The sequence below is a fragment of the Alkalicoccobacillus plakortidis genome, assembly GCF_023703085.1.
GTDB classification, from domain to species: domain Bacteria; phylum Bacillota; class Bacilli; order Bacillales; family Bacillaceae_D; genus Alkalicoccobacillus; species Alkalicoccobacillus plakortidis.
Window position 1 is genome coordinate 1,184,599 of the sequence record NZ_JAMQJY010000001.1, and the last position, 21,671, is coordinate 1,206,269.

The 21,671-nt window shown below is 40.3% G+C and carries 25 protein-coding genes and 1 riboswitch; of the genes, 3 read left to right on the top strand and 22 right to left on the bottom strand.

The genetic code is table 11. From position 1 onward, the window contains the following. Nucleotides 1-2 precede the first annotated feature (2 nt). The 20 genes from NDM98_RS23905 to NDM98_RS06545 all read right to left on the bottom strand — a co-directional run bounded on the left by NDM98_RS23905 (nucleotide 3) and on the right by NDM98_RS06545 (nucleotide 17,297). Entirely contained in the window at nucleotides 3-182 is a 180-nt protein-coding gene (locus NDM98_RS23905) for a rod shape-determining protein MreC (RefSeq protein WP_307728696.1), read from the bottom strand. Next, nucleotides 136-840 (bottom strand): rod shape-determining protein MreC, encoded by a 705-nt coding sequence (mreC, locus tag NDM98_RS06455; protein WP_308807685.1) that lies wholly within the window; start codon nucleotides 838-840, stop codon nucleotides 136-138. Before mreC ends, NDM98_RS23905 begins: the two co-directional genes overlap by 47 nt. A gap of 54 nt (nucleotides 841-894) precedes the next feature. Further along, complete coding sequence (locus NDM98_RS06460; RefSeq protein ID WP_251605520.1) at nucleotides 895-1,935, bottom strand: rod shape-determining protein; 1,041 nt, start codon at nucleotides 1,933-1,935, stop codon at nucleotides 895-897. A gap of 155 nt (nucleotides 1,936-2,090) precedes the next feature. Then, nucleotides 2,091-2,774, bottom strand: a complete 684-nt coding sequence (radC, locus tag NDM98_RS06465; protein ID WP_251605523.1) for a RadC family protein — start codon at nucleotides 2,772-2,774, stop codon at nucleotides 2,091-2,093. Nucleotides 2,775-2,809: 35 nt separating this feature from the next. Continuing rightward, complete coding sequence (locus NDM98_RS06470; protein ID WP_251605527.1) at nucleotides 2,810-3,388, bottom strand: Maf family protein; 579 nt, start codon at nucleotides 3,386-3,388, stop codon at nucleotides 2,810-2,812. Between the two features lie 722 nt (nucleotides 3,389-4,110). Next, nucleotides 4,111-6,066, bottom strand: coding sequence for a S9 family peptidase (locus NDM98_RS06475; RefSeq protein WP_251605530.1), 1,956 nt, complete (start codon nucleotides 6,064-6,066; stop codon nucleotides 4,111-4,113). A gap of 76 nt (nucleotides 6,067-6,142) precedes the next feature. Then, nucleotides 6,143-7,174, bottom strand: coding sequence for an SPOR domain-containing protein (locus NDM98_RS06480; protein WP_251605533.1), 1,032 nt, complete (start codon nucleotides 7,172-7,174; stop codon nucleotides 6,143-6,145). A gap of 135 nt (nucleotides 7,175-7,309) precedes the next feature. Beyond that, nucleotides 7,310-7,795, bottom strand: a complete 486-nt coding sequence (locus NDM98_RS06485) for a hypothetical protein (RefSeq protein ID WP_251605536.1) — start codon at nucleotides 7,793-7,795, stop codon at nucleotides 7,310-7,312. Then, on the bottom strand, nucleotides 7,749-8,102 hold the full coding sequence (locus NDM98_RS06490) for a hypothetical protein (RefSeq protein WP_251605539.1): 354 nt from the start codon (nucleotides 8,100-8,102) through the stop codon (nucleotides 7,749-7,751). The genes NDM98_RS06485 and NDM98_RS06490 overlap by 47 nt, the downstream gene beginning before the upstream one ends. Then, nucleotides 8,099-8,716: a PilN family protein gene (locus NDM98_RS06495; protein WP_251605541.1), complete on the bottom strand. Its 618-nt coding sequence runs from the start codon at nucleotides 8,714-8,716 to the stop codon at nucleotides 8,099-8,101. The genes NDM98_RS06490 and NDM98_RS06495 overlap by 4 nt, the downstream gene beginning before the upstream one ends. Further along, nucleotides 8,716-9,003 (bottom strand): hypothetical protein, encoded by a 288-nt coding sequence (locus tag NDM98_RS06500; RefSeq protein ID WP_251605543.1) that lies wholly within the window; start codon nucleotides 9,001-9,003, stop codon nucleotides 8,716-8,718. The genes NDM98_RS06495 and NDM98_RS06500 overlap by 1 nt, the downstream gene beginning before the upstream one ends. Then, a complete protein-coding gene (locus NDM98_RS06505) occupies nucleotides 8,981-9,250 on the bottom strand; it encodes a type IV pilus biogenesis protein PilM (protein ID WP_251605545.1) in 270 nt (89 codons plus the stop codon). Before NDM98_RS06505 ends, NDM98_RS06500 begins: the two co-directional genes overlap by 23 nt. Next, complete coding sequence (locus NDM98_RS06510) at nucleotides 9,247-9,687, bottom strand: type IV pilus biogenesis protein PilM (protein ID WP_251605547.1); 441 nt, start codon at nucleotides 9,685-9,687, stop codon at nucleotides 9,247-9,249. The genes NDM98_RS06505 and NDM98_RS06510 overlap by 4 nt, the downstream gene beginning before the upstream one ends. Before the next feature lie 41 nt (nucleotides 9,688-9,728). Further along, the gene (locus tag NDM98_RS06515) at nucleotides 9,729-10,412 is read right to left on the bottom strand and encodes a prepilin peptidase (protein ID WP_308807687.1); all 684 of its coding nucleotides are present in this window, start codon (nucleotides 10,410-10,412) and stop codon (nucleotides 9,729-9,731) included. A 458-nt stretch (nucleotides 10,413-10,870) separates the two neighbouring features. After that, nucleotides 10,871-11,326: a pilus assembly FimT family protein gene (locus NDM98_RS06520; protein ID WP_251605552.1), complete on the bottom strand. Its 456-nt coding sequence runs from the start codon at nucleotides 11,324-11,326 to the stop codon at nucleotides 10,871-10,873. A 67-nt stretch (nucleotides 11,327-11,393) separates the two neighbouring features. Further along, nucleotides 11,394-11,477, bottom strand: a riboswitch (cyclic di-GMP riboswitch). 74 nt (nucleotides 11,478-11,551) lie between these two features. Continuing rightward, nucleotides 11,552-12,760 (bottom strand): type II secretion system F family protein, encoded by a 1,209-nt coding sequence (locus tag NDM98_RS06525; RefSeq protein WP_251605555.1) that lies wholly within the window; start codon nucleotides 12,758-12,760, stop codon nucleotides 11,552-11,554. After that, nucleotides 12,760-13,800 carry a type IV pilus twitching motility protein PilT gene (locus NDM98_RS06530; protein ID WP_251605558.1) on the bottom strand — a complete coding sequence of 347 codons (1,041 nt, stop codon included), beginning with the start codon at nucleotides 13,798-13,800 and terminating at the stop codon, nucleotides 12,760-12,762. The genes NDM98_RS06525 and NDM98_RS06530 overlap by 1 nt, the downstream gene beginning before the upstream one ends. Before the next feature lie 17 nt (nucleotides 13,801-13,817). Further along, nucleotides 13,818-15,488, bottom strand: coding sequence for a GspE/PulE family protein (locus NDM98_RS06535; RefSeq protein ID WP_251605560.1), 1,671 nt, complete (start codon nucleotides 15,486-15,488; stop codon nucleotides 13,818-13,820). Next, a complete protein-coding gene (locus NDM98_RS06540) occupies nucleotides 15,475-16,821 on the bottom strand; it encodes a VanW family protein (protein ID WP_251605562.1) in 1,347 nt (448 codons plus the stop codon). Before NDM98_RS06540 ends, NDM98_RS06535 begins: the two co-directional genes overlap by 14 nt. Nucleotides 16,822-16,829: 8 nt before the next feature. Continuing rightward, nucleotides 16,830-17,297 (bottom strand): hypothetical protein, encoded by a 468-nt coding sequence (locus tag NDM98_RS06545; protein ID WP_251605564.1) that lies wholly within the window; start codon nucleotides 17,295-17,297, stop codon nucleotides 16,830-16,832. A gap of 154 nt (nucleotides 17,298-17,451) precedes the next feature. On the opposite strand from NDM98_RS06545, the gene NDM98_RS06550 reads away from it, so the two are divergent. Genes NDM98_RS06550 through NDM98_RS06560 form a run of 3 tightly spaced genes read left to right on the top strand, consistent with a single transcriptional unit; the run spans nucleotide 17,452 to nucleotide 19,789 of the window. After that, nucleotides 17,452-17,817 carry a type IV pilus modification PilV family protein gene (locus NDM98_RS06550; RefSeq protein ID WP_251605566.1) on the top strand — a complete coding sequence of 122 codons (366 nt, stop codon included), beginning with the start codon at nucleotides 17,452-17,454 and terminating at the stop codon, nucleotides 17,815-17,817. Further along, nucleotides 17,814-18,239 carry a pilus assembly PilX N-terminal domain-containing protein gene (locus NDM98_RS06555; protein ID WP_251605568.1) on the top strand — a complete coding sequence of 142 codons (426 nt, stop codon included), beginning with the start codon at nucleotides 17,814-17,816 and terminating at the stop codon, nucleotides 18,237-18,239. Before NDM98_RS06550 ends, NDM98_RS06555 begins: the two co-directional genes overlap by 4 nt. Further along, a complete protein-coding gene (locus NDM98_RS06560) occupies nucleotides 18,230-19,789 on the top strand; it encodes a prepilin-type N-terminal cleavage/methylation domain-containing protein (protein ID WP_251605570.1) in 1,560 nt (519 codons plus the stop codon). Before NDM98_RS06555 ends, NDM98_RS06560 begins: the two co-directional genes overlap by 10 nt. Before the next feature lie 65 nt (nucleotides 19,790-19,854). Here NDM98_RS06560 and NDM98_RS06565 read toward each other — a convergent pair whose 3' ends face one another. Both NDM98_RS06565 and NDM98_RS06570 read right to left on the bottom strand, forming a co-directional pair. Continuing rightward, nucleotides 19,855-21,126, bottom strand: coding sequence for a bifunctional folylpolyglutamate synthase/dihydrofolate synthase (locus NDM98_RS06565; RefSeq protein WP_251605573.1), 1,272 nt, complete (start codon nucleotides 21,124-21,126; stop codon nucleotides 19,855-19,857). Between the two features lie 153 nt (nucleotides 21,127-21,279). Further along, the gene (locus NDM98_RS06570) at nucleotides 21,280-21,447 is read right to left on the bottom strand and encodes a hypothetical protein (RefSeq protein ID WP_251605575.1); all 168 of its coding nucleotides are present in this window, start codon (nucleotides 21,445-21,447) and stop codon (nucleotides 21,280-21,282) included. Nucleotides 21,448-21,671 lie beyond the last annotated feature (224 nt).

A 21,671-nucleotide genomic window follows, 5' to 3' on the forward strand; every position in this document is an offset into this window, starting at 1 on the left:
ACTTATTCCCCCTCTTCTAAAAGAGAAGGATCCATTGCATCTGTTCCACGTTCTACAACATAAAGATAACTAAACGCAGAAAAATCAGCCTCTGGCCTCACGTAAGCCGTTTGAGAAAGACCATACTCATCTAACTCAACTTCTTCTATTTCTCCAAGAATTAATCCGGCTTGGATAGACATCACCAAGACCAGATGTTGTCACAATCTGCTCAGGTTCAATCTCAGCTTCAATATCTATTTTTCGTAAGATTAGTAGATTACGATCCTCATCATAACCCTCAATGAAACCATATCCAGGAATATCTTCCCCATCCATGATTTGAGCAGATACCTGATTCGATGGATCGTTGTCTGATAGAAGCTGGACATACGACGTAAACTTAGACGTTTGTTTCACCTTTCCTACAAGACCGCCATTTGAATCAACAACAGCCATATCTGCAGAGATGTTATTATTCGATCCTAGATTAATCCCAACATATTGTGTCCATCTATCAGGATTCCGATGAATAACGGTCGCAGGGCGCTTCACATAATCATTTAAGGTATCTTGCAGATCAAGCATATCTTGTAATGTTTGATTTTCATTAGCAAGTTGATTTCGTTCGACTGAAATCTGCGCGTACTCATCGAGTCTAGATTTAAGTAACTGATTTTCCTCGTAGATATCTTTAATATCACGTACATTTTCAATAAAGCCACCCACAAAATGAGCAGGAGTAGAAAATAAATTTTGAACCCAACCAACAGAGTCACGAACAAGCTGTTCTGGCCCTGTTGGATTTTCTCTATTACTTGTTGAATAGCCGATCAGTGCTACAAGGATAATTAAACTCACAAGTAGAATGATTAGTTTTTTATTGGAAAAAAAGATGGCATTTAGTTCACCTACTTACGATTTCCGATCAGAACGAGAGGTGATACCCGCTTTTGAACGAAATAAATGTAAATTCTCCAATGCTCGTCCTGTTCCAATAGCTACACAATCGAGCGGATCCTCAGCTACAATAACAGGCATATTTGTTTCATCACTTAATAAACGGTCTAAGTTGCGTAGCAAGGCGCCTCCACCTGTTAGAACAATGCCTCTGTCCATGATATCAGCAGCAAGTTCAGGTGGAGATTGCTCCAATGTGTTTTTAACAGCATCAATAATGGTTGAAACAGTATCAGAGAGTGCTTGTGAGATCTCTTGCGCCGTAACTGTTATGGTTTTTGGTAAGCCAGATACGAGGTCACGACCGCGAATATCCATTTCATTAACTTCTTCAGGAGCATTAGCTGATCCAATTTCAAGCTTAAGTGTCTCAGCCGTACGTTCTCCAATCATTAAGCTGTACGTTTTTTTAACATATTGAATGATTGCCTCATCCATTTCATCACCGGCTACCCGGATTGATTGGCTCGTGACAATACCTCCAAGAGAGATAATGGCCACTTCTGTTGTTCCACCACCGATATCTACAACCATACTACCTGTTGGCTCCCAAACTGGAAGATCAGCGCCAATGGCTGCCGCAAAAGGCTCTTCTAGTGTATAAGCTTCCTTTGCACCAGCCTGCTTTGTTGCATCTTCTACAGCACGTTTTTCTACCGCTGTAATTCCACTTGGCACACATACCATAACAGATGGTTTACGTGTGAAGATAGAACGATTTTTTTGTGCCTGACGAATAAAATACTTTAACATCGTAGCTGTTGTATCAAAATCAGCAATAACCCCGTCTTTCATAGGACGAATGGCTACAATATTCCCTGGAGTACGTCCGATCATATTTTTTGCATCGTTTCCGACCGCTTCAATCGAATTTGTATCTGTACGTAATGCAACAACCGATGGCTCTCGCAAAACGATCCCTTTTCCTTTTGTATATACAAGCGTATTCGCTGTTCCTAAGTCAATTCCAATATCTCTTGAAAACCCACCAAACATCTATGTATCTCCCTTCATGACAGATCCGAAATCATAACCTTTATTATATCGAATAATAAAGGAAAAAAATAGCCTTATCTTGCCCCAGGAAAGAATATCAGCCTTTTGGTCCGGATCTAACCACAATTTTGCCTATTCTCTCACACATTCTAAGCTTATCCTACATGGCCTTGCTCCTTCAAGCTTATAAATGTGCGATCTCCTATAATAATGTGGTCTAGGAGTTCAATTCCTAACACGCGCCCTGCTTCATACAACCGTTTCGTCACATCAATGTCTTCTCGGCTTGGTGTCGGATCACCGCTCGGATGATTATGAAGACAAATAATGGAAGCAGAAGAACGCCTCAATGCCTCCTTAAAAACTTCCCTAGGGTGCACGATGCTCGCGTTTAAACTACCAATAAAAACCGTATGCCTAAAAATAACTTGGTTTTTCGTGTTTAAATAAAGGCAGACAAAATGCTCCTGCTTTAGAAAGCGCATATCCTCCATCACCAGATTTGAGACGTCCTCAGGTGAACGAATGGCATACCTTTCTCCCGTCTGCATGTTGTGAATTCGTCTGCCTAGTTCCATGGCTGCACTTAATTCTACTGCTTTTGCCATGCCTATTCCATCAATTTCACATAGCTCTTCAATTGTTGCTTCCTTTAAAAGTGGTAATCCATCAAAGTGAGCGAGTACCTTTCCTGCAAGCTCAATAACAGACTCTTTTTTTGTTCCTGTTCTCAGTAAAATAGCGATAATTTCTTGATTTGTTAAAACGGCAGCTCCATTTTGAAGCAAACGTTCACGAGGTCGTTCTGTTACGGGGACATCTCGAATGAGGAGCGACAATTCACTTTCTCCTTTCTAACATGCACAAATTTTGGTTAATCATGTGTTAAAGGTTCAATGGAAAAAGAACGAAGGGTTCTAGCTGTCTCAGCAAGAGGTAGGCCCATTACTGAATAATAATCACCTTGAATTTCTTTTACTAAGGTTGCGCCAAGTCCTTGGATACCGTATGATCCGGCCTTATCAAAGGGTTCACCAGAATCCAGATAACGGTCGATTTCTTCATCCGTTAGTTCATACATTTGAACGTTTGTTTGGTTAAAAAAGGAGGTTTCTTTTAAAGAGGACATAATGGTTACACCCGTTAGTACTTGATGTCGTCTTCCGGATAACTGTTGTAACATGCTTTTGGCTGCTTGTCGGTCAAATGGCTTGCCAAGAATCACACCATCAACAACCACAATCGTATCCGCTCCAATAACAACAGCTTCTGGGTGTAAGGAAAATACGGCTTCTGCTTTTTTTCTGGAAAGATGGATTACCGCATCTTCAGGTGACCAATCCGGTTCTAATCGCTCATCTGTTTCACTTGTTCTAATTGTGAATTGGTAACGAATTTGCTGAAGTAATTCTTTACGTCTGGGGGAGCTTGAGGCCAAAATAAGTGGTTTCATGAAGGGACACCTCTACAATCGATTTTTCTCTATTGTACAGGCTTGCTTTAAGAATACCAAACTATTACTTATTGAACAATTGATTTTTCAGAAAATTAGATTAAAAATTCTTTGACTGTTACATGAGGGTGGTAATCTGCAGTCTTGCCGCTACCGGGATGGGCGGGCGTTGAACTAAATCGGCTACGCCGTTTCATTTCAACCCTGCCCGTAAGTCCCACTGGAGTCGGCCTCCCCCATCCCGTCCGCTTGTGAGAGCGTCTTAATTTTCAACAGATAATCCACTCAGTCCATTTAGTTTTTATTGAAAAATAGATGAAATTTTAAATTTATTAACTACTCGTCAAAACACTTAGAGAGCAGTGTATGAGTGAATCAACATAGAACGAGCTCGGCGCCATAACGAAACGAATGAATGCCGAAGCGTACAATTTGAATGAATCGCACAACTATAGAAGAACATCGCTAACTCCTATTAAAAATCAGCACAGACCAGCATAGGACATACATGTAGTTTCCAAGCGGGACTCATGCCGACTTTCGCAATTGCGTCAGAACAAGATTGCTCACCCTCAGCTTGTAAATACGAATGTATATCTGTAGCATCCCTACTCTTTGATTATTTACAAACAAAAAAACAAACCATTATGTGATTTAAACAACATAATGGTTTGTTTTAGTTATAGCTAAAAGATTACTGTTCTGGCTTCACTATATTTATTTTACAAATACTGCTCAAACCATTCACCAATGGCTTCTAACCTTCTTAAGCGTAAGCTTGGTTTGCCACTGCGTGATAGTTCGTGATTTGATTCTGGGAAGCGAATAAATGTTGTTGTTTTCTCACGACGTTTTAGAGCAATGTACAGCTGCTCAGCTTGTTCGATCGGGCAACGATAATCCTTTTCTCCGTGTAAAATCAAAAGTGGTGTTTCAATTTGATTGACATAGGCAAGCGGCGAATGTTTCCATAACTTATCTGTGTCGTCTAGGTCCGCTTGTATTTGCCACTCCGTAAAGTAATAGCCAATATCACTGACACCGTAAAAACTTGTCCAGTTGGAAATCGAGCGCTGTGTGACAGCTGCCTTAAAGCGATTGGTATGACCCACAATCCAGTTGGTCATAAATCCACCGTAGCTTCCCCCAGTGACTCCTAAACGTGTTTCATCAATCCAAGCATTCTGCCCCAGTACATAATCAACAGCTGCCATGATATCACGATAATCTCCACCACCGTAATCACCTCGTACAGCATTCACAAACTCTTGACCATAACCTAAGCTTCCACGTGGATTGATATAAAGTACGGCAAAACCACGAGCTGCTAGTGTTTGAAATTCGTGTAGATAGCTGTTTGCATACATCGCATGTGGACCACCATGAATTTCTACAACTAATGGATAGGACTCACCATCGCTAAATCCAGCAGGCTTTAACAACCAGCCCTGCAGTTCATGGCCTTCCTCTGATTTAAACCGGACTTCCTCAGCTTGTACAACTTCTACTTCTTCTAAGAAAGAATCATTACTTGTTGTTAATCGTGTCTGTTCGTCTGTTCCAGGAGAGACATTATATAAATCACCAGGATGCCCTGATTCACTAATACCAGCAACTAAAGTCCTGCCATCGGAACTAATGGAGTAGCCATACACATGTTGGTTTCCGGTTAAAATAGCCTCTCTTTGACCATCAACAGTGATTTGATAAATACCTACATTGCCTTGCTCTGACACAAGGAATGTTAGTGACAAACTGTCTCCTGCCCAAACGAGTCCAGGATCAACCGTATTTTGAAGGAAATCAGCTGCAACAACTGGTCCAAGTTGCACATCCCAGTCACCCGTTAGCTTTGTCCATGTGTTTGTCGCTAACTCAAGCAGATAGATCTCATTCTGAGTGGCATTATCATACTCTCTTTCATGAGCACGTACAGCAAGATATTTTCCATCTGGCGACGCACTTGCATCGCTTATCACATGAGTTTGGTCCGTTAGCTGAGTTTGTTCTTTGCTATCAACTGAAAGAAGGATCAAGTCATTTGTAAAAATAAAATCTGTGTTTTCTTGATTAACCGAGGCTACTATCAGCTGCTCACTGTCGGCTGTCCAATCAAACAGCGTATAAGAAAGCTCACCGTCAGTCAGCTGAGTGTGCGTTCCTGAATCAATATCAACAGTGAAAATATGTACGTATTCACCCTGCCAAAAGCCACTTGCATCTGATTTGTATTTCATTTTGTTCACAACAAGAGGTTCTGGTTTATCCTCTTCTTTTTCAGCTTCAGGAAATTGAGTGCTCGAATACGCGATACGGCTCCCATCAGGTGACCAACGAAAATCAGTGACTCCCTTTTTCTCATCAGTCAGTTGTTTAGGCTCTCCCCAACTCCCTAATACGTATAGCTGAGTTGTGCCTGTTCGATTTGATAAAAACGCAAGTACATCTGCCTTTGGAGACCAGCGTGGCACTCGATTAATATGTTCGCCCTGTGTCAAATATTGATAGTCATCAGGATTTGCGAGAGACGCTCTAATGAGTTCAGCTGAATATGTATTCTTTTCGTTATGTAGGGTTGTTTCCACATACACAACATGCTCTCCATCATGTGAAAGCGCAGGTGAAGTCACGCTGCGCAACTGAAGTAGATCTTCTGGTGTCATAACACGTTTACTCATTCCAACACGTCCTTTTTCTCAAAATGTTCACACTACTAGAATAACAGGTTCTATTCATATGAACAAAATTGAAACACTACATTTCGCTTAAATCTCTCATACTTTTTTTATAAACAAGCATCGCATCTAAGATGATTTGTTGTGCTGTCCATTTATCGTCCGAATCAGCTGCTAGCAATTGATTTGATTCTGCTAATTTAGCCATCAGAGTTTGAGCACTCGCTTTCATCTCTTCAGTTGCCTGTTCCATATCGGTTTCTCGTTGATTTTCGAGTTGTGTTAAATGAGTGGTTAGCACATCTAAATCTTCTTTCTCTGGTGAAGAATCTGCAAGACTAAAAGCAGAAACTTCAGCTACTTCGGTTAAATGCTGACCCGCTTTTTGAAACCATTCTGCCGTTTGCTTTTGTTCACCATCTATTTGAACCTCATCCACTGAGTAGTTTTTTACATAGACTTCATGACCTGCTTTTTCATACATTTCAGCTAATTGAAGCGCCTGTTCTTTTGAACCTGCAGCTCCTATATATAAAAGGTCTGTATCTGCTCCCGACTCAATCGTAGCGGCGTAGCCTTCTTGTTTGAGTTTGTTAGAGACTTCTGATCCAGCCTCTTTAGTGGAAAAAGCGCCACCTTGTATAACAAATAGTTCGTTTGCGGTAGCTTGTTGTTTTTGCTCTTCATCCACCGTTGCAACAGGAGTGGTTCCTGCTTCAATAGCGGGTTCGTTTGTAACGTAATTTTTATCTCCAGTTGAGACTGTGAGTAGAACAAAGCCTAAACTAACACCGATTAGAATCGCAGAAGCAACAGAGCCGATTAACATCCAAGGGATTGTTAGTCCATTTTTCAAAAAGGTTCTAGGCTTTTTTTTCTGAGAATGTGCTGAGATAGGTGCTGTCTGTTTCCGTTCATTCCAATAATAGATCTCTCGTTCTTCGACTTTTTCAGGTTGCTTTGCTTGTTTTGTCTCTACTACATGATCTGGTTCTGGAAAGACCCACTCCGTTTCCGGCTTTTTTTTCTTTACTTTATGCTTGTCCACCTGATCACGCCTTGAGCCATCCTTTGAAAACTGTATTGATATCGTCCGTTTTTCTCCTTTCATCACAAGATTCCCCCTGTTTATCAGCTTTATCCTATGTATATGTGTACAAGCCTGTGAGTAGAACGAAAGAAAAAAGAAATAACCAACAATCCTTTAAATAGGATCATTGGTCGTCATAATGGTGCTTTTTCATATTTATCTTGGATACAGTGGGTCTGCTTTTTCTGAGTGATCTGGATAAGATCGGTATGGTGCAGATTCACTGAGAGTTTCCGCTAGACTTGGATAATAGAAGGACGAAACCATAACATAGAAATCAAAATACTCCGTTTCTACGTCTTCCTCCACACCTGCTTCTTGTTGTTCTTTGTAGCTATCATAGGAGATGGAATCCACTGATAGAATACGAGGGTATTGCTCTAATTCACGAATGAACTGAGATATGCCATCATAGGTGGAGGTACGAACTTGAACAAGTGCTTGAATTGGCTCAACATTTGGAATGGTCCAGTCTGCAATTAATGTTGAATCCACTACTGGGGCAGACTCCTCAACACTCTCATCTGGCTCCAAGTCAATATCGGGTTCCCCCTCTTCTTGCTCTTCTTCTGCGTCGTTAAACGTAATCACTCGGTTAGAAGCTTGGAAAACTCTGATTGCCCTGATAGCTGATCTGTTCAATTTCCACATTTGCAACCGATTCTGCTTGGGTAAAAGCCAAAATCACGTCATCTTCTAGCGGAACCACAGGTAGCTGCTGTTGCAGCGCTGTGCTTGAGAGTACAGGCTGCTCATCAACAGTGAGTTCCTCCTGATTTTGTAGTGCTTCTAATTCCAATTGAGCAATCGCTACTTCATCCAGTGCAGAACCTAGCTGTAATTGTGCTGGTTTAATAAATTGCCAATAGCTAAGCAAGCAGCCAATGCCAATGAATCCAACGAGAAAAGTTAACACTACCCATCTTCTTTTGGTCATATAGATTCTCATGGCGACTCACCTTCCTGAAGCTTGGTCTCTTCTAGGTTCAGAGCGAGTTCATAGGTTGCTTCGTACCGAGGTTTTACTAGCGTATTGCTCGCAACTGTATTACCTTGCTCCTCATCGTCAGTGAGTTCTGCCACTGCCTCTGTACCAATATCACTCATCCGAACGGCATCAACAATCGGATTCTGAAATAAAGCATCATAATATTGAGCAGCCTCCTGCATCTGGTCAAAGCTGACTGTGACCTCTAGCAAGCCATCTCGTTGATAAAAATAGCGTACAAAAAATCCTCTTTCAGGTAAAAGCTCAATGAGTTCTGCAGTAAATTCTGAAGTTGGCACACGATATTCATCTAGTTGATGAACGGCATCCTGTAATTGCTGCTCTGGTGTAAGGTCTGTTTCAATTGTACCTGCCGCAGCCTCTATCTCTACCTTTTGCAACTGCAGCTCCGACACTTCGTTAACAGCAACGGTGCGCTCTCTTTCAAGCATTGAATAATACATTAAGAAGATAAAAACAGAGACAAGAACAAAAACAACCGTTAACACTGCTATAAAAAAAGGGGTAATATCGCGTTTATATCGCTCTGGTAATAGATTAATTTCTTGATGCATCAGCGTACCTCTTTTCTCAGCATTAAGCCAAGGGCATCATAATACCGAGCTGGTACATATGAATCAGTGAAATCTAGCTGAGAGGTGATCTTCATTTGTGAAAAATAGTCCGTACATTCCTGCACAATGAGATCCATCGCAATCATGTCTCCACTAATCAACATATTCGAAATCTCAACTTCCCCTTTTAAAACCGAGTATTGATAAAAGCTGATCACTTTTTCAATCTCAGTAACAACCGTGCGAATCTCTTCTCTCAGCGATTCAGAGTCCAATCTCCATTCCAACTTGGCCTTCATGAATCACCCAGCGTTCCTCATCATAGGCAAGTGGCCAGGTTCGTGAAAAGAGTGGTCTACCTGAAGCCAAAATGGTAATGTTCACTAACGACACATCAAACTGAACGGAGACGGTAAACGGATGACCATCTAGAAGATTTTGCTCATGAAACAAGCGATACGCACAAGCCGACGTTAAATCAGCCGCATTTGCTTGTAAGTCTAATTGATCTAGTAATGTTACATACTCATTCATAACGGATTCTTTAGAAATATACAGTAGTAATTCTTTTTTTCTTCATCTTCTCGCAGTTTTTGATAGTCAAACAAAGGATCTTCAAATGGAAGAACCAAAGAGTCACCTGTATCTATGTATAGTTGTCCTTTTAGTTCTTCATCGGGTACGGTTGCTGCTACCTCATGCCTACGGATCAGCAGCTGACTGTCTGGCACACAGATCTGGACAGGACTGTTTTTTTTCAATTCCCACTCAGGTTGTTGCAACTCTAGCAAACGTTTTACTGCTTCTTTATCAACAAGCTTTCCACGATGAATCAAACCTGGTGGAAGATAGACTTCACCATACGTTTGAATGGTTTTCAAATCAGCTCGTTTACTGCTTACATATCGAATCACATGATCCTTTAAAACCAGTGCATGTCTCTGTTGTTTTCTACCACCAAATATCCCCATACCCGATTCTCCCATACGAATTTGATTTATCTATCAATCACCTAAAATAGCACCGTTTCGGTATACCACCGAATCAACGCTTCGCCAAAGAAATAAGCAGTTAGCGCACCTGCAGCAATAAATGGTCCAAAGGGGATGGGTTGCTTCCGGTCTACCTTTTTTAGCAACTTAGCACCAATGCCAACAATAGCCCCATATGTCGATGCTAGAAATAATGTCAAAAGCACTAGCTTCCATCCAAGTACGATGCCTAACACAGCAAACAGCTTAATATCTCCACCACCCATACCGCCGCGGCTAATGATGGCAATCAATAAAAGCAGCGCAAAACCAATCAACGCACCTAACCACGAATCCCACCAAGGTGTAAGCGGGGCTGCAACCATCCGCACCAACACGAGTGGAATCGCAAAAAATAGTAGAATTTTATCTGGAATAAGCATGTAGCGCATATCACTTACAAAAATAATTGCCAGCATCGAAACGAGTAATAACGCAATAATGGTTTCAGCTGTCCATCCAAACATATAAAATGAGAACGCAAATAAAAATCCAGTCACTAGCTCTGTTGTTGGGTACAAAAAAGAAATCTTTGTATCACATGTTCGGCAAGACCCTCGCTGAAGCAGGAAGGAAAGCACTGGAATTAGCTCTCGCGCTTCAAGAGTACGATCACACTTTGTACAATGAGAACGAGGTGTGACAATCGACTCCCCAACCGGCACCCGGAGACCCACCACATTATAAAAAGAACCAAACACCAAGCCCTACAAGAGCCAAATAACCTATCACAATACCATCAATCATTTGTTCACCTCTACGGCTGAGTTAGTCGTTTTTTCATGAAACTATATACCTATAAGGATAAATGCTTTTTATTGGAAATACAATTGTTTTTATAAAGGAAGATTAGGAGCCTGAGGCTTCTCTAAAGATACATCACAAAAACTCACGTTCCATTTATTAGTTGAGCAGCTCCGCTTCAGGAGGATCCTTCGCTTTCCGCGGGCACGGCCTCAGCTCCCAAGCGGAAAAGCACCGCTTGAGATCTTCAGACACGTGCTGTTCCCGCAGGAGTCTACGGATCCTCCTTACGCTAATTTTAGTAGAAATGAAACGACGAACGGTCCTATATGTAGGATCGTCCGTCATTTTATATTTTTATACAAAAGTCAAATTAGAATTAATTGCCTGCTACAACATTAACTAAGTCTCTTCCACCACTCGCTCTTAATTCTGTGATTACTTTTTCATTAATATGCGTTCTTTCAGTCGAAATTAATGTAACTTTATAATCTTTCCCATCAATGACCACTTTGCTTGTTCCAGCAGTATATTCAGTAGAACTTCCAGGTGGATCTGGATTCTCCATTAATCCTGCATTAATTAGAGATTCTAATGTATAAGTATTACTGCCAGTTCCACTGCCAGCAACATTCGTAGCCTTCGCCGTCTTCACTGCATTCACCATCTGCTCCGCGTTCGCAATATGCGCGTCTTTACGTGTGTTATCGATAATTGCTCCAATACTCGGAATCGCAATTGCTGCGATGATACCTAGGATAACCACAACTGCTAGTAACTCAATTAGTGTTAGACCCTTCTGATTCTTTAAATGCTTTTTCATTAATGCTTTCATTTTCTTTCGCCTCCACTTTTTTGTTTTGTCAATTAACAACAAAAAACCGACCTACACGTCTAATTAAGACAATGCCGGCCGGTTGCACTACTAGCTCCTATCTACCCAAGTGCCCATATACAGGTAGATGATCAACGCTTTCCGAGTTGTATGTACTTGTTGAAACTTGTTGTTAATCTGTTAAATCTAGCTTAGCCTAAATAAATCTATTTGTCTAGTACTTTTTTACCCTATAGTTGTAAATATTTTAAACATAGGTACCATAATAGCGAGTACAATCGTTCCTACGATTCCCGCCAAAAGAATGATCATCACCGGTTCAATTAACGCCTTAATTTGATCGGTTGCTGCTTCGACTTCTGATTCGTAAAATTCTGCTGCTTTCTCAAGCATGGCATCAAGAGAACCTGATTTTTCCCCCACACTAATCATTTGTGTGACAAGTGGTGGAAATGCCCAATGGTTTTCCATTGGTGCAGATAATGACTCACCTTGCTGTAATGAGCGTCTTGATTCCTTTAACACATTTGCAATGACATGATTGTCTGCTACTCTCTCAACAATTGTTAGTGCTTGTAAAACAGGCACGGAGCTTTGAAATAAGGCACCAAGTGTTTGTGTGACTCGAGCTAGTTCAGACTTTTGGATCAAGCTACCAAAAACCGGGATTCGTAAAATAATCGTATCCATCCACAACCTCATTTGTGGGTGTCTCCGGCCGAATTTCCACCCGAATACAAACAATGCAGCGACAATTGGTACGACCCACCAAAAAACTAACGCAAGGTCTCCTGCTGCCATCACTAGTTTTGTTATCGTGGGTAATTCTCCACCAAAGCTTGCAAACATACTCGCAAACGTTGGTACAACAAATACAAGCAAGAATATAATGATTGCGATTGCCACGACTCCAACAAACATTGGGTAGGTTAACGTCGCTAGTACTTTTTGTTTCAATCGATGCTGTTTCTCATAATACGTAGCCAATCTATCAAGAATATCGTCCAACCGGCCTCCTGCTTCACCAACCTTCACCATGTTTGTAAATAACGGAGGAAATAAATCTCCCTGCTTGGCTGAAGCAGCAGATAGTGACTTACCTGATCGAACATCCTCTTCTATCATTGCTAGAGCTGCTTTTAATGGTTTACTTGTTGTCTGTTTTGTTAACACATGTATCGTTTCGATTACTGGCACCCCTGCTTTTAGCAGCGTTGAGAATTGTCTGAGGAACATAACAAAATCCTTGGACTTTACCTTTGGTTTTAAAATTTGCACATCTTGGTACAAACCTTGCTGTAATTCTTCTATCGCAGTGACTGAAATTCGTTTTTCCTTTAATAATTGGACAGCTGCAGTCTCATCATTTGCCTGTGTTTTTCCTTTGACTGGTTTGCCGTGGCTATCTCTTCCTGTATACGAATAGGTTGCCATCAGCTTACATTGCCTTTTGCATAAATAGAGAGAATTTCAGGATTTAATACTTCTTGTTTAACGAGCTCTGCCATTGATGTATCCATCGTCATCATGCCTTCTGCTCGACTTGTTTGAATGACATTTTTAATTTGATGAATCTTTTCGTTGCGAATTAAGTTTTTGACTGCCGAGTTATTGATTAAGATTTCAGTAGCTGCCCTGCGCCCCTTGTGATCAGCTGTTCGGAATAAGCGCTGAGAGATAACCGCGCTTAAAACGGACGCTAATTGAATGCGAACTTGTGCTTGTTGAGCAGGTGGGAAAACGTCAATGATTCGATCAATGGTTGATGGTGCATCCGTTGTATGCAAAGTGCCAAGTACAAGATGACCTGTTTCCGCCGCCGTAATCGCCGTTGAAATGGTCTCCAAGTCACGCATCTCTCCAACTAAAATGATATCCGGATCCTGACGTAAACAACCTTTAAGTCCATTTGCAAAATTCTTTGTATCAAAACCAACCTCCCGTTGATTTACAACAGACATCTGATGTCTGTGTAGGTACTCAATTGGATCCTCAAGGGTAATAATATGTTTGCTTTCGGTTCGATTAATATGATCAATCATCGCCGCAAGCGTAGTTGATTTGCCACTGCCTGTTGGCCCAGTTACCAACACTAACCCTTGAGGTGCGCTAACAATCTGCTTTAAAATTGCAGGCATTTTTAAGTCATGTAATTGAGGAATCGTTGTTGGAATCACACGTATCGCCAGACCAATGCATGAACGTTGAAAATAAGCATTAATACGAAATCTCGATACTTTTGGGATACCAAACGAAAAATCTAATTCTCCCTTTTTCTCAAATTCACTCATTAAGTCCTCGGGAATAATCGCATTCGCAAACTGTCTTGTATCCTCTGGCGTGAGCTTTTCTTTGCCAAATGGTGCAAGATCCCCATTAATACGAAAAACAGGAGCCGTGCCTACTGTCAAATGGATGTCGGAAGCGCCTTTTGTAAATGCAGTAGATAATAAAGCCTCTAGCTTTTCTTTCATAAAAAATCCTCCTCTCATTAATGTTCTAAGGTCACGTGAAGCACTTCTTCCATTGTTGTAATGCCTTGTTTTACCTTTAACAATCCATCATCTAATAGAAAAATCATCCCGTTATTTGCTGCGTACTCTTGAATGTCATGAATCGTTTGTTTGTTCATCAAAAGCTGACGGATAGTCTCATCAATCACTAACATCTCATGAATGGCAATTCGACCACGAAAACCAGTATCACTACATTGACTACATCCTTCTCCGCGATACACTTTAGTAACGTCCATGCCACGTTTATGAAATAATTCCTGCTCTAACTCATTAGCTTCATGAGCTTGTCTACATGACGGACAAATTTTGCGAACCAATCGCTGTCCAACAACACCAGATAACCCCGAAGCCACAAGATATGGCTCAATGCCCATTTCAGTTAAACGTGGAATTGCAGCTATCGCACTGTTTGTGTGTAGTGTACTGAGTACCAAATGCCCAGTAAGCGAAGCACGCACAGCAATTTCGGCTGTTTCTGTATCACGGATCTCACCAATCATGACAATGTTTGGGTCCTGGCGTAGGATGGCACGTAGTCCCTTCGCAAACGTTAAACCCACTTGTGTATTTACTTGTACTTGGTTAATGCCGTTGATATGGTACTCGACCGGATCTTCAACGGTTACGATATTCACTTGATCTGTATTTAAATGATGCATGCCTGCATATAAGGTAGAGGTTTTCCCAGATCCTGTAGGACCCGTTAACAAAATCAGTCCTGATGGATTTTCAAGCATTTTTACAAACATCTTCTCATGGACGTGGTTTAATCCTAAGCTGCTTAACTTAGTTAATTCATTAAGTCCTCCGAGTAACCGAATCACTATTTTTTCACCAAAAATCGTTGGAAGTGTAGAGATCCGCATATCAACATGCTGCGAACCTACCAATACCTTAATTCTTCCATCTTGAGGCAAACGATTTTCTGTAATGTTTAACTCGCCCATAATCTTAATTCGAGCCGTTAAGGCACTCAAAATTGACGAAGAAAATGTACGCTCTGTCCGTAGCATTCCGTCAATTCGATATCGAACCATAAAACTAGTTTCAAGCGGGTCAATATGAATGTCACTTGCACGCTGATTTAGTCCATGTTGTAAAAGCTGGTCTACTAACTTAATGATCGGAGCATCTCTATCTGTAATAAGTTGCTCCTGATTCTCTATTGATGAGGCATCTAATACCTCTATCGCTTCCTCGTCAATTAATGAATCATTAATCTGATAATAACGTTCAATCGCTTCTATAATTTCTGCTTTTATCGCAATAAGAGGTTCGACTTGGAAGCCTGTAATCATCTGCAAATCATCTATCGCGTAATAATCAAGTGGATCGGCCATTGCCACTTGAAGCACATCATTTTGTTTTTTTATTGGAATCAGCATATATTTGCGGGCAAACTCTTCTGGAATCAGCTTTAATACCTGCGTATCCACTGCTGTCCGATACAGATTTACATGTTCAAGACCAAGTTGAGTCACAAGTGCCTTGATAAGCTCTTGCTCCGTAATTAATTCCCGTTCAAGCAGCGCATCACCCAATCGCTGGTCAGATCGTTTTTCCTTGAGTACATACTCAATTTGTTCGGTTTTAAGGTAACCAGCTTCAACTAATAAGTCACCGATTTTCTTTTTAGTTCTCATCATCCTGCTCCTCATCACCAGGTTCATAAACCCCTTTTATGTACTCTTGATCCTCATCAGGAGAGGTTGTTTTTGTTTCTTCATCTGTTGAAGGTTGCGCTGTTTCCACTGGATCTACAACCGGAGCATTCTCTGAGCCTTCAGGTAACTCAACAATCACTGGTTGAAGACCCGCTTCATTTAGTTTTGGCTCTGGTTCAGGCTTTGAGTACACACTACGTTCCTCGATTGAAGATACTGCAGCAACATAATCCCTTGCTAAAAGCACCATTTCTTTTTCCGTCTTGTTTGGTCCTAATTCTTTGCGATGTAATGTAGCCGCATAACCCTGTTTTCCATTTACAATCAGTTGAGAGTCACCTGCACGACGTTTTTTTGAGTATCTAACTTCTTTTCTTGGTTGAATCGTCTCCGTATCTTCCACCACTAGCTCATATTCGTGTAAATATGGTGTACCAATTAATTCAACAATCAGTCCATCTTGAGAGAATTGAGTTTTTAATTCCAACGTTTCATAATTAGGATTGTAAAATACGAGATCGCGATAGTCTTCATTAACCGACGCACTATACCCTATTTCAATGGAATAAGGAAGTTTACTTGGACTATGATGTTCGATTAATTCCAAATTAGACTTAGCCAACACTTGATAAATGGCCGAAGCAAACAAATCCAAACTTTCTCCACCCACAACCAATTGATTTGATTGTTTAAGTGTCTCTTTTAATGAAAATGTACTTTTTGGATCTATGATGATACCGTCTAAGCCCTTGGCCCATTGACCAAGTAATGTTGATTCCAAGTACGGTGTATAGACATTGGATAACACGGTGCTGTCTTCATTAATCATATCTATATATGGAGCCAAATGAACAGAAACGGGTTTGCTTGGTTGCTCATTTAATTGCAACTCCAAGTCAGTCTTTAAAGTCGAGATATCCACTAAACCCGTTAAATCAGCTGATTCAATCTGAGCTAATGCCTCTGTTAATGCCGTAATGTCTACCATTGCATCAAGCTGTTCCGATCCCATCAGCACGTCTTCCGTTAAAGTAGGAATGTCTAAAATAAGAGCCTCTCTTGGTAATTCAACCTTTGAATCATACAGATAGAGCGAGATTCCTTGCTGACTTTTGCGTTGTTCACTCAGCTTCTCTAATTCTACTTGAGCCTCTTCAGGAGTTAATCCGCCTACCTCAATACCGGAAATCACCGTACCCACTTGATATTCTTTTGCTATTGCCTGTTGATCTAACACACGGCCCGCAAACAAACCAATTAATAGAATTCCAATCATGCCAGCTACCAATAGTCCAATACGTACAAAGGATTTCATTGCACTCATTACTCCTCTTTATCTTGAATTCGTCTACGTCGTCCAGTCATTAATTCCTCTGATTCATCAACAGCCACTTCCGTTAAAGGCTGCTTTCGTTCTAATACTGGCTCAACATCCACTTCAACCGTGTCAAAAACCTGCTCTGTTTGCACTGATTCATCTGTCGTCATCGCAACTTGATCGAATGCTGTTTTAATCGCAGGTAGCTCCCATTGAAAAGAGGAGTTCGCTTGCTCGCGTTCCAAACGCGCTGCCAAAATAAGACTCGCTAATAGAGTGAGAACAACTGAAATAACAATGGTTAAACCAATCGGAAACAACAGATACATCAAAATCGTAATCAGTGCTATACCAACCGAAGCTACTAAACTTTGAAGCTTTAATGGCAGTGAGAGATTCACTCGTTTATTTAAAAACAGAAACAATAATAGCAACACAACAATGCCTGCAAAAAAAGAAATTGTATACATCATTCAGAATCACCAACCTTTTTAGACTATAAATACATTTATTAAGAAAATTGTTCTAATTATTTAGATACAGTTCTTTCAGACTTATTGTATAATAAAGTAAAAGTTTTGGATACATATGATTAATTTTATTTTCATCACGGTTGGAGGCGAAGATATGCATCGAAATGAACACGGATTAACATTAATAGAGTTGCTTGCTTCGATGGTGATCCTATCGATCTTTGCCATCGGATTTGCAACCATGCTGATGAACGGAATTAAGGCAAATGAAATAAATAGAATTGAGATGGAAGCAACCCTTGTGGCACAGTCTGAGATTGAGAGTATGAGATTAAATCAGGATGCTGCTTTTTGTACTGCTTCTGAGAAACCAGTCGAGAGCTTTCTCACAAAACGAACAGTTAAGCAGGAAAATGGCATGTGTCTTATTTCTGTTGAAGTGACAAATGACAAAATTCCTGGTTCCGCTATAAAACTAGATACAGAAATTAGCATACCAAAGGCGGTCACCACACCATGAGAAACATCCTACATAATCAAAAAGGCGCCGCGCTTCCCGTTGTGTTAGGAATCATTGTAGTTGGAACGCTTGTCGCTCTAGGTCTATTAGGTTTTCTTTTTAACGAGGTGAGCAAAAGCCAAACGGTTACGGAAGGTATCCAAGCCAAATATGCCGCAGAAGCAGGCGTAGAGCGTATGCTGAATGAATTAAATGGGCCAAAGCCAGAAGAACTTATTAACATCAAAGATCTAAGTTGCAGCCCAGCAAAGGTTTCAACCAATAAAATAAACGAACATAACATTCGACTTAGCTGTGACATGACAGATAATCAGCTTATTTTAAAAAGCGAAGCAACTGGTGAACACACACACACCACTACGGTTACATTAAAAGTGACACAGAAATCACCACTCAGACTGGAGGTGGAATCATGGAAATAAGAAAAGCCTTATCTAACGAAAAAGGTCTCACCCTTATTGAAGTCTTATCAAGCATTGCAATCCTCGTCATCGTGCTCGGCATCGGCATGGCTGCACTCGCCCAAAGCAGCACACTAACAAATGAAATCAGAGGCGAATCCCAGGAACGACAAGACATGCAAGTAGGATTGCTAGAGTTGACGAAGGCTGTGCAGGAAGCGAAGGATATTAAAAAGGGTACGGATGAATACAATTTTGAAATAACAAATACCGATAATTCCATCAGTAACTATTGGCTTGTTGATGGTCAATTAAATTCAGACGTCAAAAGTGGACAAACTCCAGTTGAAGGCGTTCGGAAAGTGACGATTGTAGATAAGAAAGGAATTACTTTAGAAATTGATGATTTGGAAGAGCCCGTGGTGCTTGCGCAGCGGGGTGGTGGTGTGATTGAGACTGGATTGGGTGCACCGGATGAGGAGGAAAACTGGGAAGATCGTAAGCCTGATGTGGTTTGCATGAAAAATGAAAAAATAGACTTCAGTGGTTACAAACAATTTGAAGAAATCGCGAAGAGACAACATTGGGGAAAAGATAGTATTAGATGTGATAATACAAGTGGAACTCTTACTATATGGAACGAAGTCCCTGTAAACCTTACTAATGGAGACATTACAATATATGCAAATAACATTGTTCTTAACTATCAAGCAAGCTTCTCATTAAGTAATGGCAGTGTTTATTTACCAAAGACAGAAATTTTAAGTATTGAAAATCACGGGACATTTGTCGTAGAAAATGGCGGCTTATATGTTAATGAACAAATAAATCTGCATAATAGTAGTACTCTATACGTTGGAGGAAAAACTGTTGTAAATAAGGATTTTAATAGCACTAATGTAGGAAATAAATTCACTTCAAAGGGGGATTTTATAGTTCTAGGAAATGCTTCGATATATCAAGCTCAAATGATAGATATTGAGAAAACGTTCTACATAAGAGGAAATCTAACTGTAAATTACAGCGCTTCGAATAAAATCAATATTGGTGACAAATTAATAGTTGGAGGAAATGTTGATCTTCATCAAAGGTTCACCTTTAACGGAAAAAATGGAATATGGGTGAACGGTAATTTTACCGCGAAAAATGAATTAGATATTTCAACTGAATCAATTATTTCAATTCGAGGCAACGTAACCTTCTTATATAGAGGAAAAATGTCTAGCAACTCTTCTATTCATATTGGTGGGAAACTTGATTTGGCAAGAGAAGCTACTGTAACTAGCGGGGGAAATTTGTATATTGAAAAAGGTATTAAACTTTCTCCTAAATCAATGTTGATTGTTAAAGGTGAATCATATATAAATGAGCGAATTACTTTTCCAGAAATTAAAAGCGAAAGTGAGAAGTATGCATTTAACACCTATGGCAACATAACATATACAGGACCTGTTGAAGGTACTATTAATTTCCCATCTAATTCTTCAATGTTTAATGCCGCTTCGGAAGAATTAATACCTAAGGTTAATACGATGGTTTACTTTCCTGATTTTCCGCCAGTACCAAATTAATGTTTTTATTTTTAAAGGGGTAAATAAAAAATTTTATTTACCCCTTGTTTGAATTAAATTCATCTCTAACGAATAGCTATCTTAAAATTATCATTCTTCAATTCCCCACGAACCTCTGAAATAAAATACAGCGACCCCGTAACTAAAATCAACTCATCTTTTTTCCATTGATCCATCAACAACTCAAGTGCATTCTTCCAGTCCTTCTCCGCATTAGCTTGTATACCATCAGGGGTTGCATTAAGTAATTCCTCTGCATCCGCAGCCCTAAAAAAGTCAAAGCTTGTCCATATAATCTGGATATCCATTTCACTAAATGGAGCCAGTAGCTTAGTCACATCTTTTTCTTTTGTCATACCTGCAAGCATTTTGATTTTATGATTCGGATAATGATTTTTCAGGGTAGCGGCTAAAGCCTGCATCCCCTCTTCATTATGAGCCCCATCGGCGATCACGAGTGGCTGTTCCATTAGTTGTTCGAATCGTCCTGGCCAATTGGTTAAGGCTAATCCTTTTTTACAGGCTGCATCTGTGATTTGATAACCTGCGTGTTCTTTCAAATAGAGCATAGCCATTAGAGCGAGACTTGCGTTTGCTAGTTGATGCTCCCCTTTCATGGATGTTTTTAGTTGTGTTAGTCGTCCTAACGGTGAATCAAATGTAAAACTTTGATCCGCTTGGTTAATCAATGTATCTGTAATATAAAAATCTTCATCTAATTGATAGAATGACGTGTCTCGTTCAATGGCTGTTTCTTTTAATACAGCTAATGCATTTATATTAGACACACCTGAAATGACTGGAATTGCTTTCTTGATAATTCCTGCTTTCTCTGCAGCAATCTCTTCAATGGTTGAACCTAGGATATGCATGTGGTCGTGTCCAATGGATGTAATAATTGATAGAAGTGGTTTGATGACATTGGTTGAATCGAGTCTTCCTCCAAGCCCTACCTCTACTAATACGATATCTGGCTTTGCAACATGGGCAAAATATTCAAACATAATTGCCGTAATGACTTCAAATTCTGTTGGAGATTCTAGCTCTGTCTGAGCTAATTCCTCAACAAGTGGACGTACCTTGTTGGCTGCGGCTACTAGATCCTGTTCAGAAATGGGTACGCCATTTAGGGAAATACGTTCTTCAAAACATTCCATATAGGGTGAAGTGAAGGTGCCTACTTGATAGTTGTTCGCTTCAAGCATGTGGCGCATAAAGCTTACGGTTGAGCCTTTTCCATTTGTTCCGGCTACATGTATCATATTTAATTTGGATTCTGGATTCCCCAACTTCTCCAAGCATCCAATCCATTCGTTTAAGTCCTGGTTTGATTCCAAACGGTAACAGGCTGTGGATCCATTCTATTGTTTGCTCTCGGTTGTTCATATTTTATCCCCCACTCCGTATGCCTTAACGATCTCTACTCTGTCTTATTATAGCGAGGATTGGTGGTTGAATTCAATATGTGTAGGATTTGAGCAGGAATTTCTTCATATTTTTCGTTTGTTGTCGATTAAAAAAGCAAGGATAAAAGAGCTGTGTATAAGCAGAACTGTTGCTATAGAGATCGCGATACTCTCTATTAAAGAACTAAGTAGAAAAGCGATAACAATTGAACCGATCAGGACTAATACAGCTAAGGCAATTTTTGATTTCATGAATCTTACTCCTCTTTTTAAGTGATTTTTGTATTAATTCGCTTAAAAACTAGGGAAGTCCTTTGTTGGATAAGCTCTTTTAAATTGGTGATTTCGTTTTATTAGTGAGAAATCACTTTTATCAGTAATGAGACACTTTTATCGACAATTAGCTCCCATCACGCTCCGCACTCCTGCTCACTTCAAAAAAAAGCCGGAGACACACATCTCTGCGTGACCCCGGC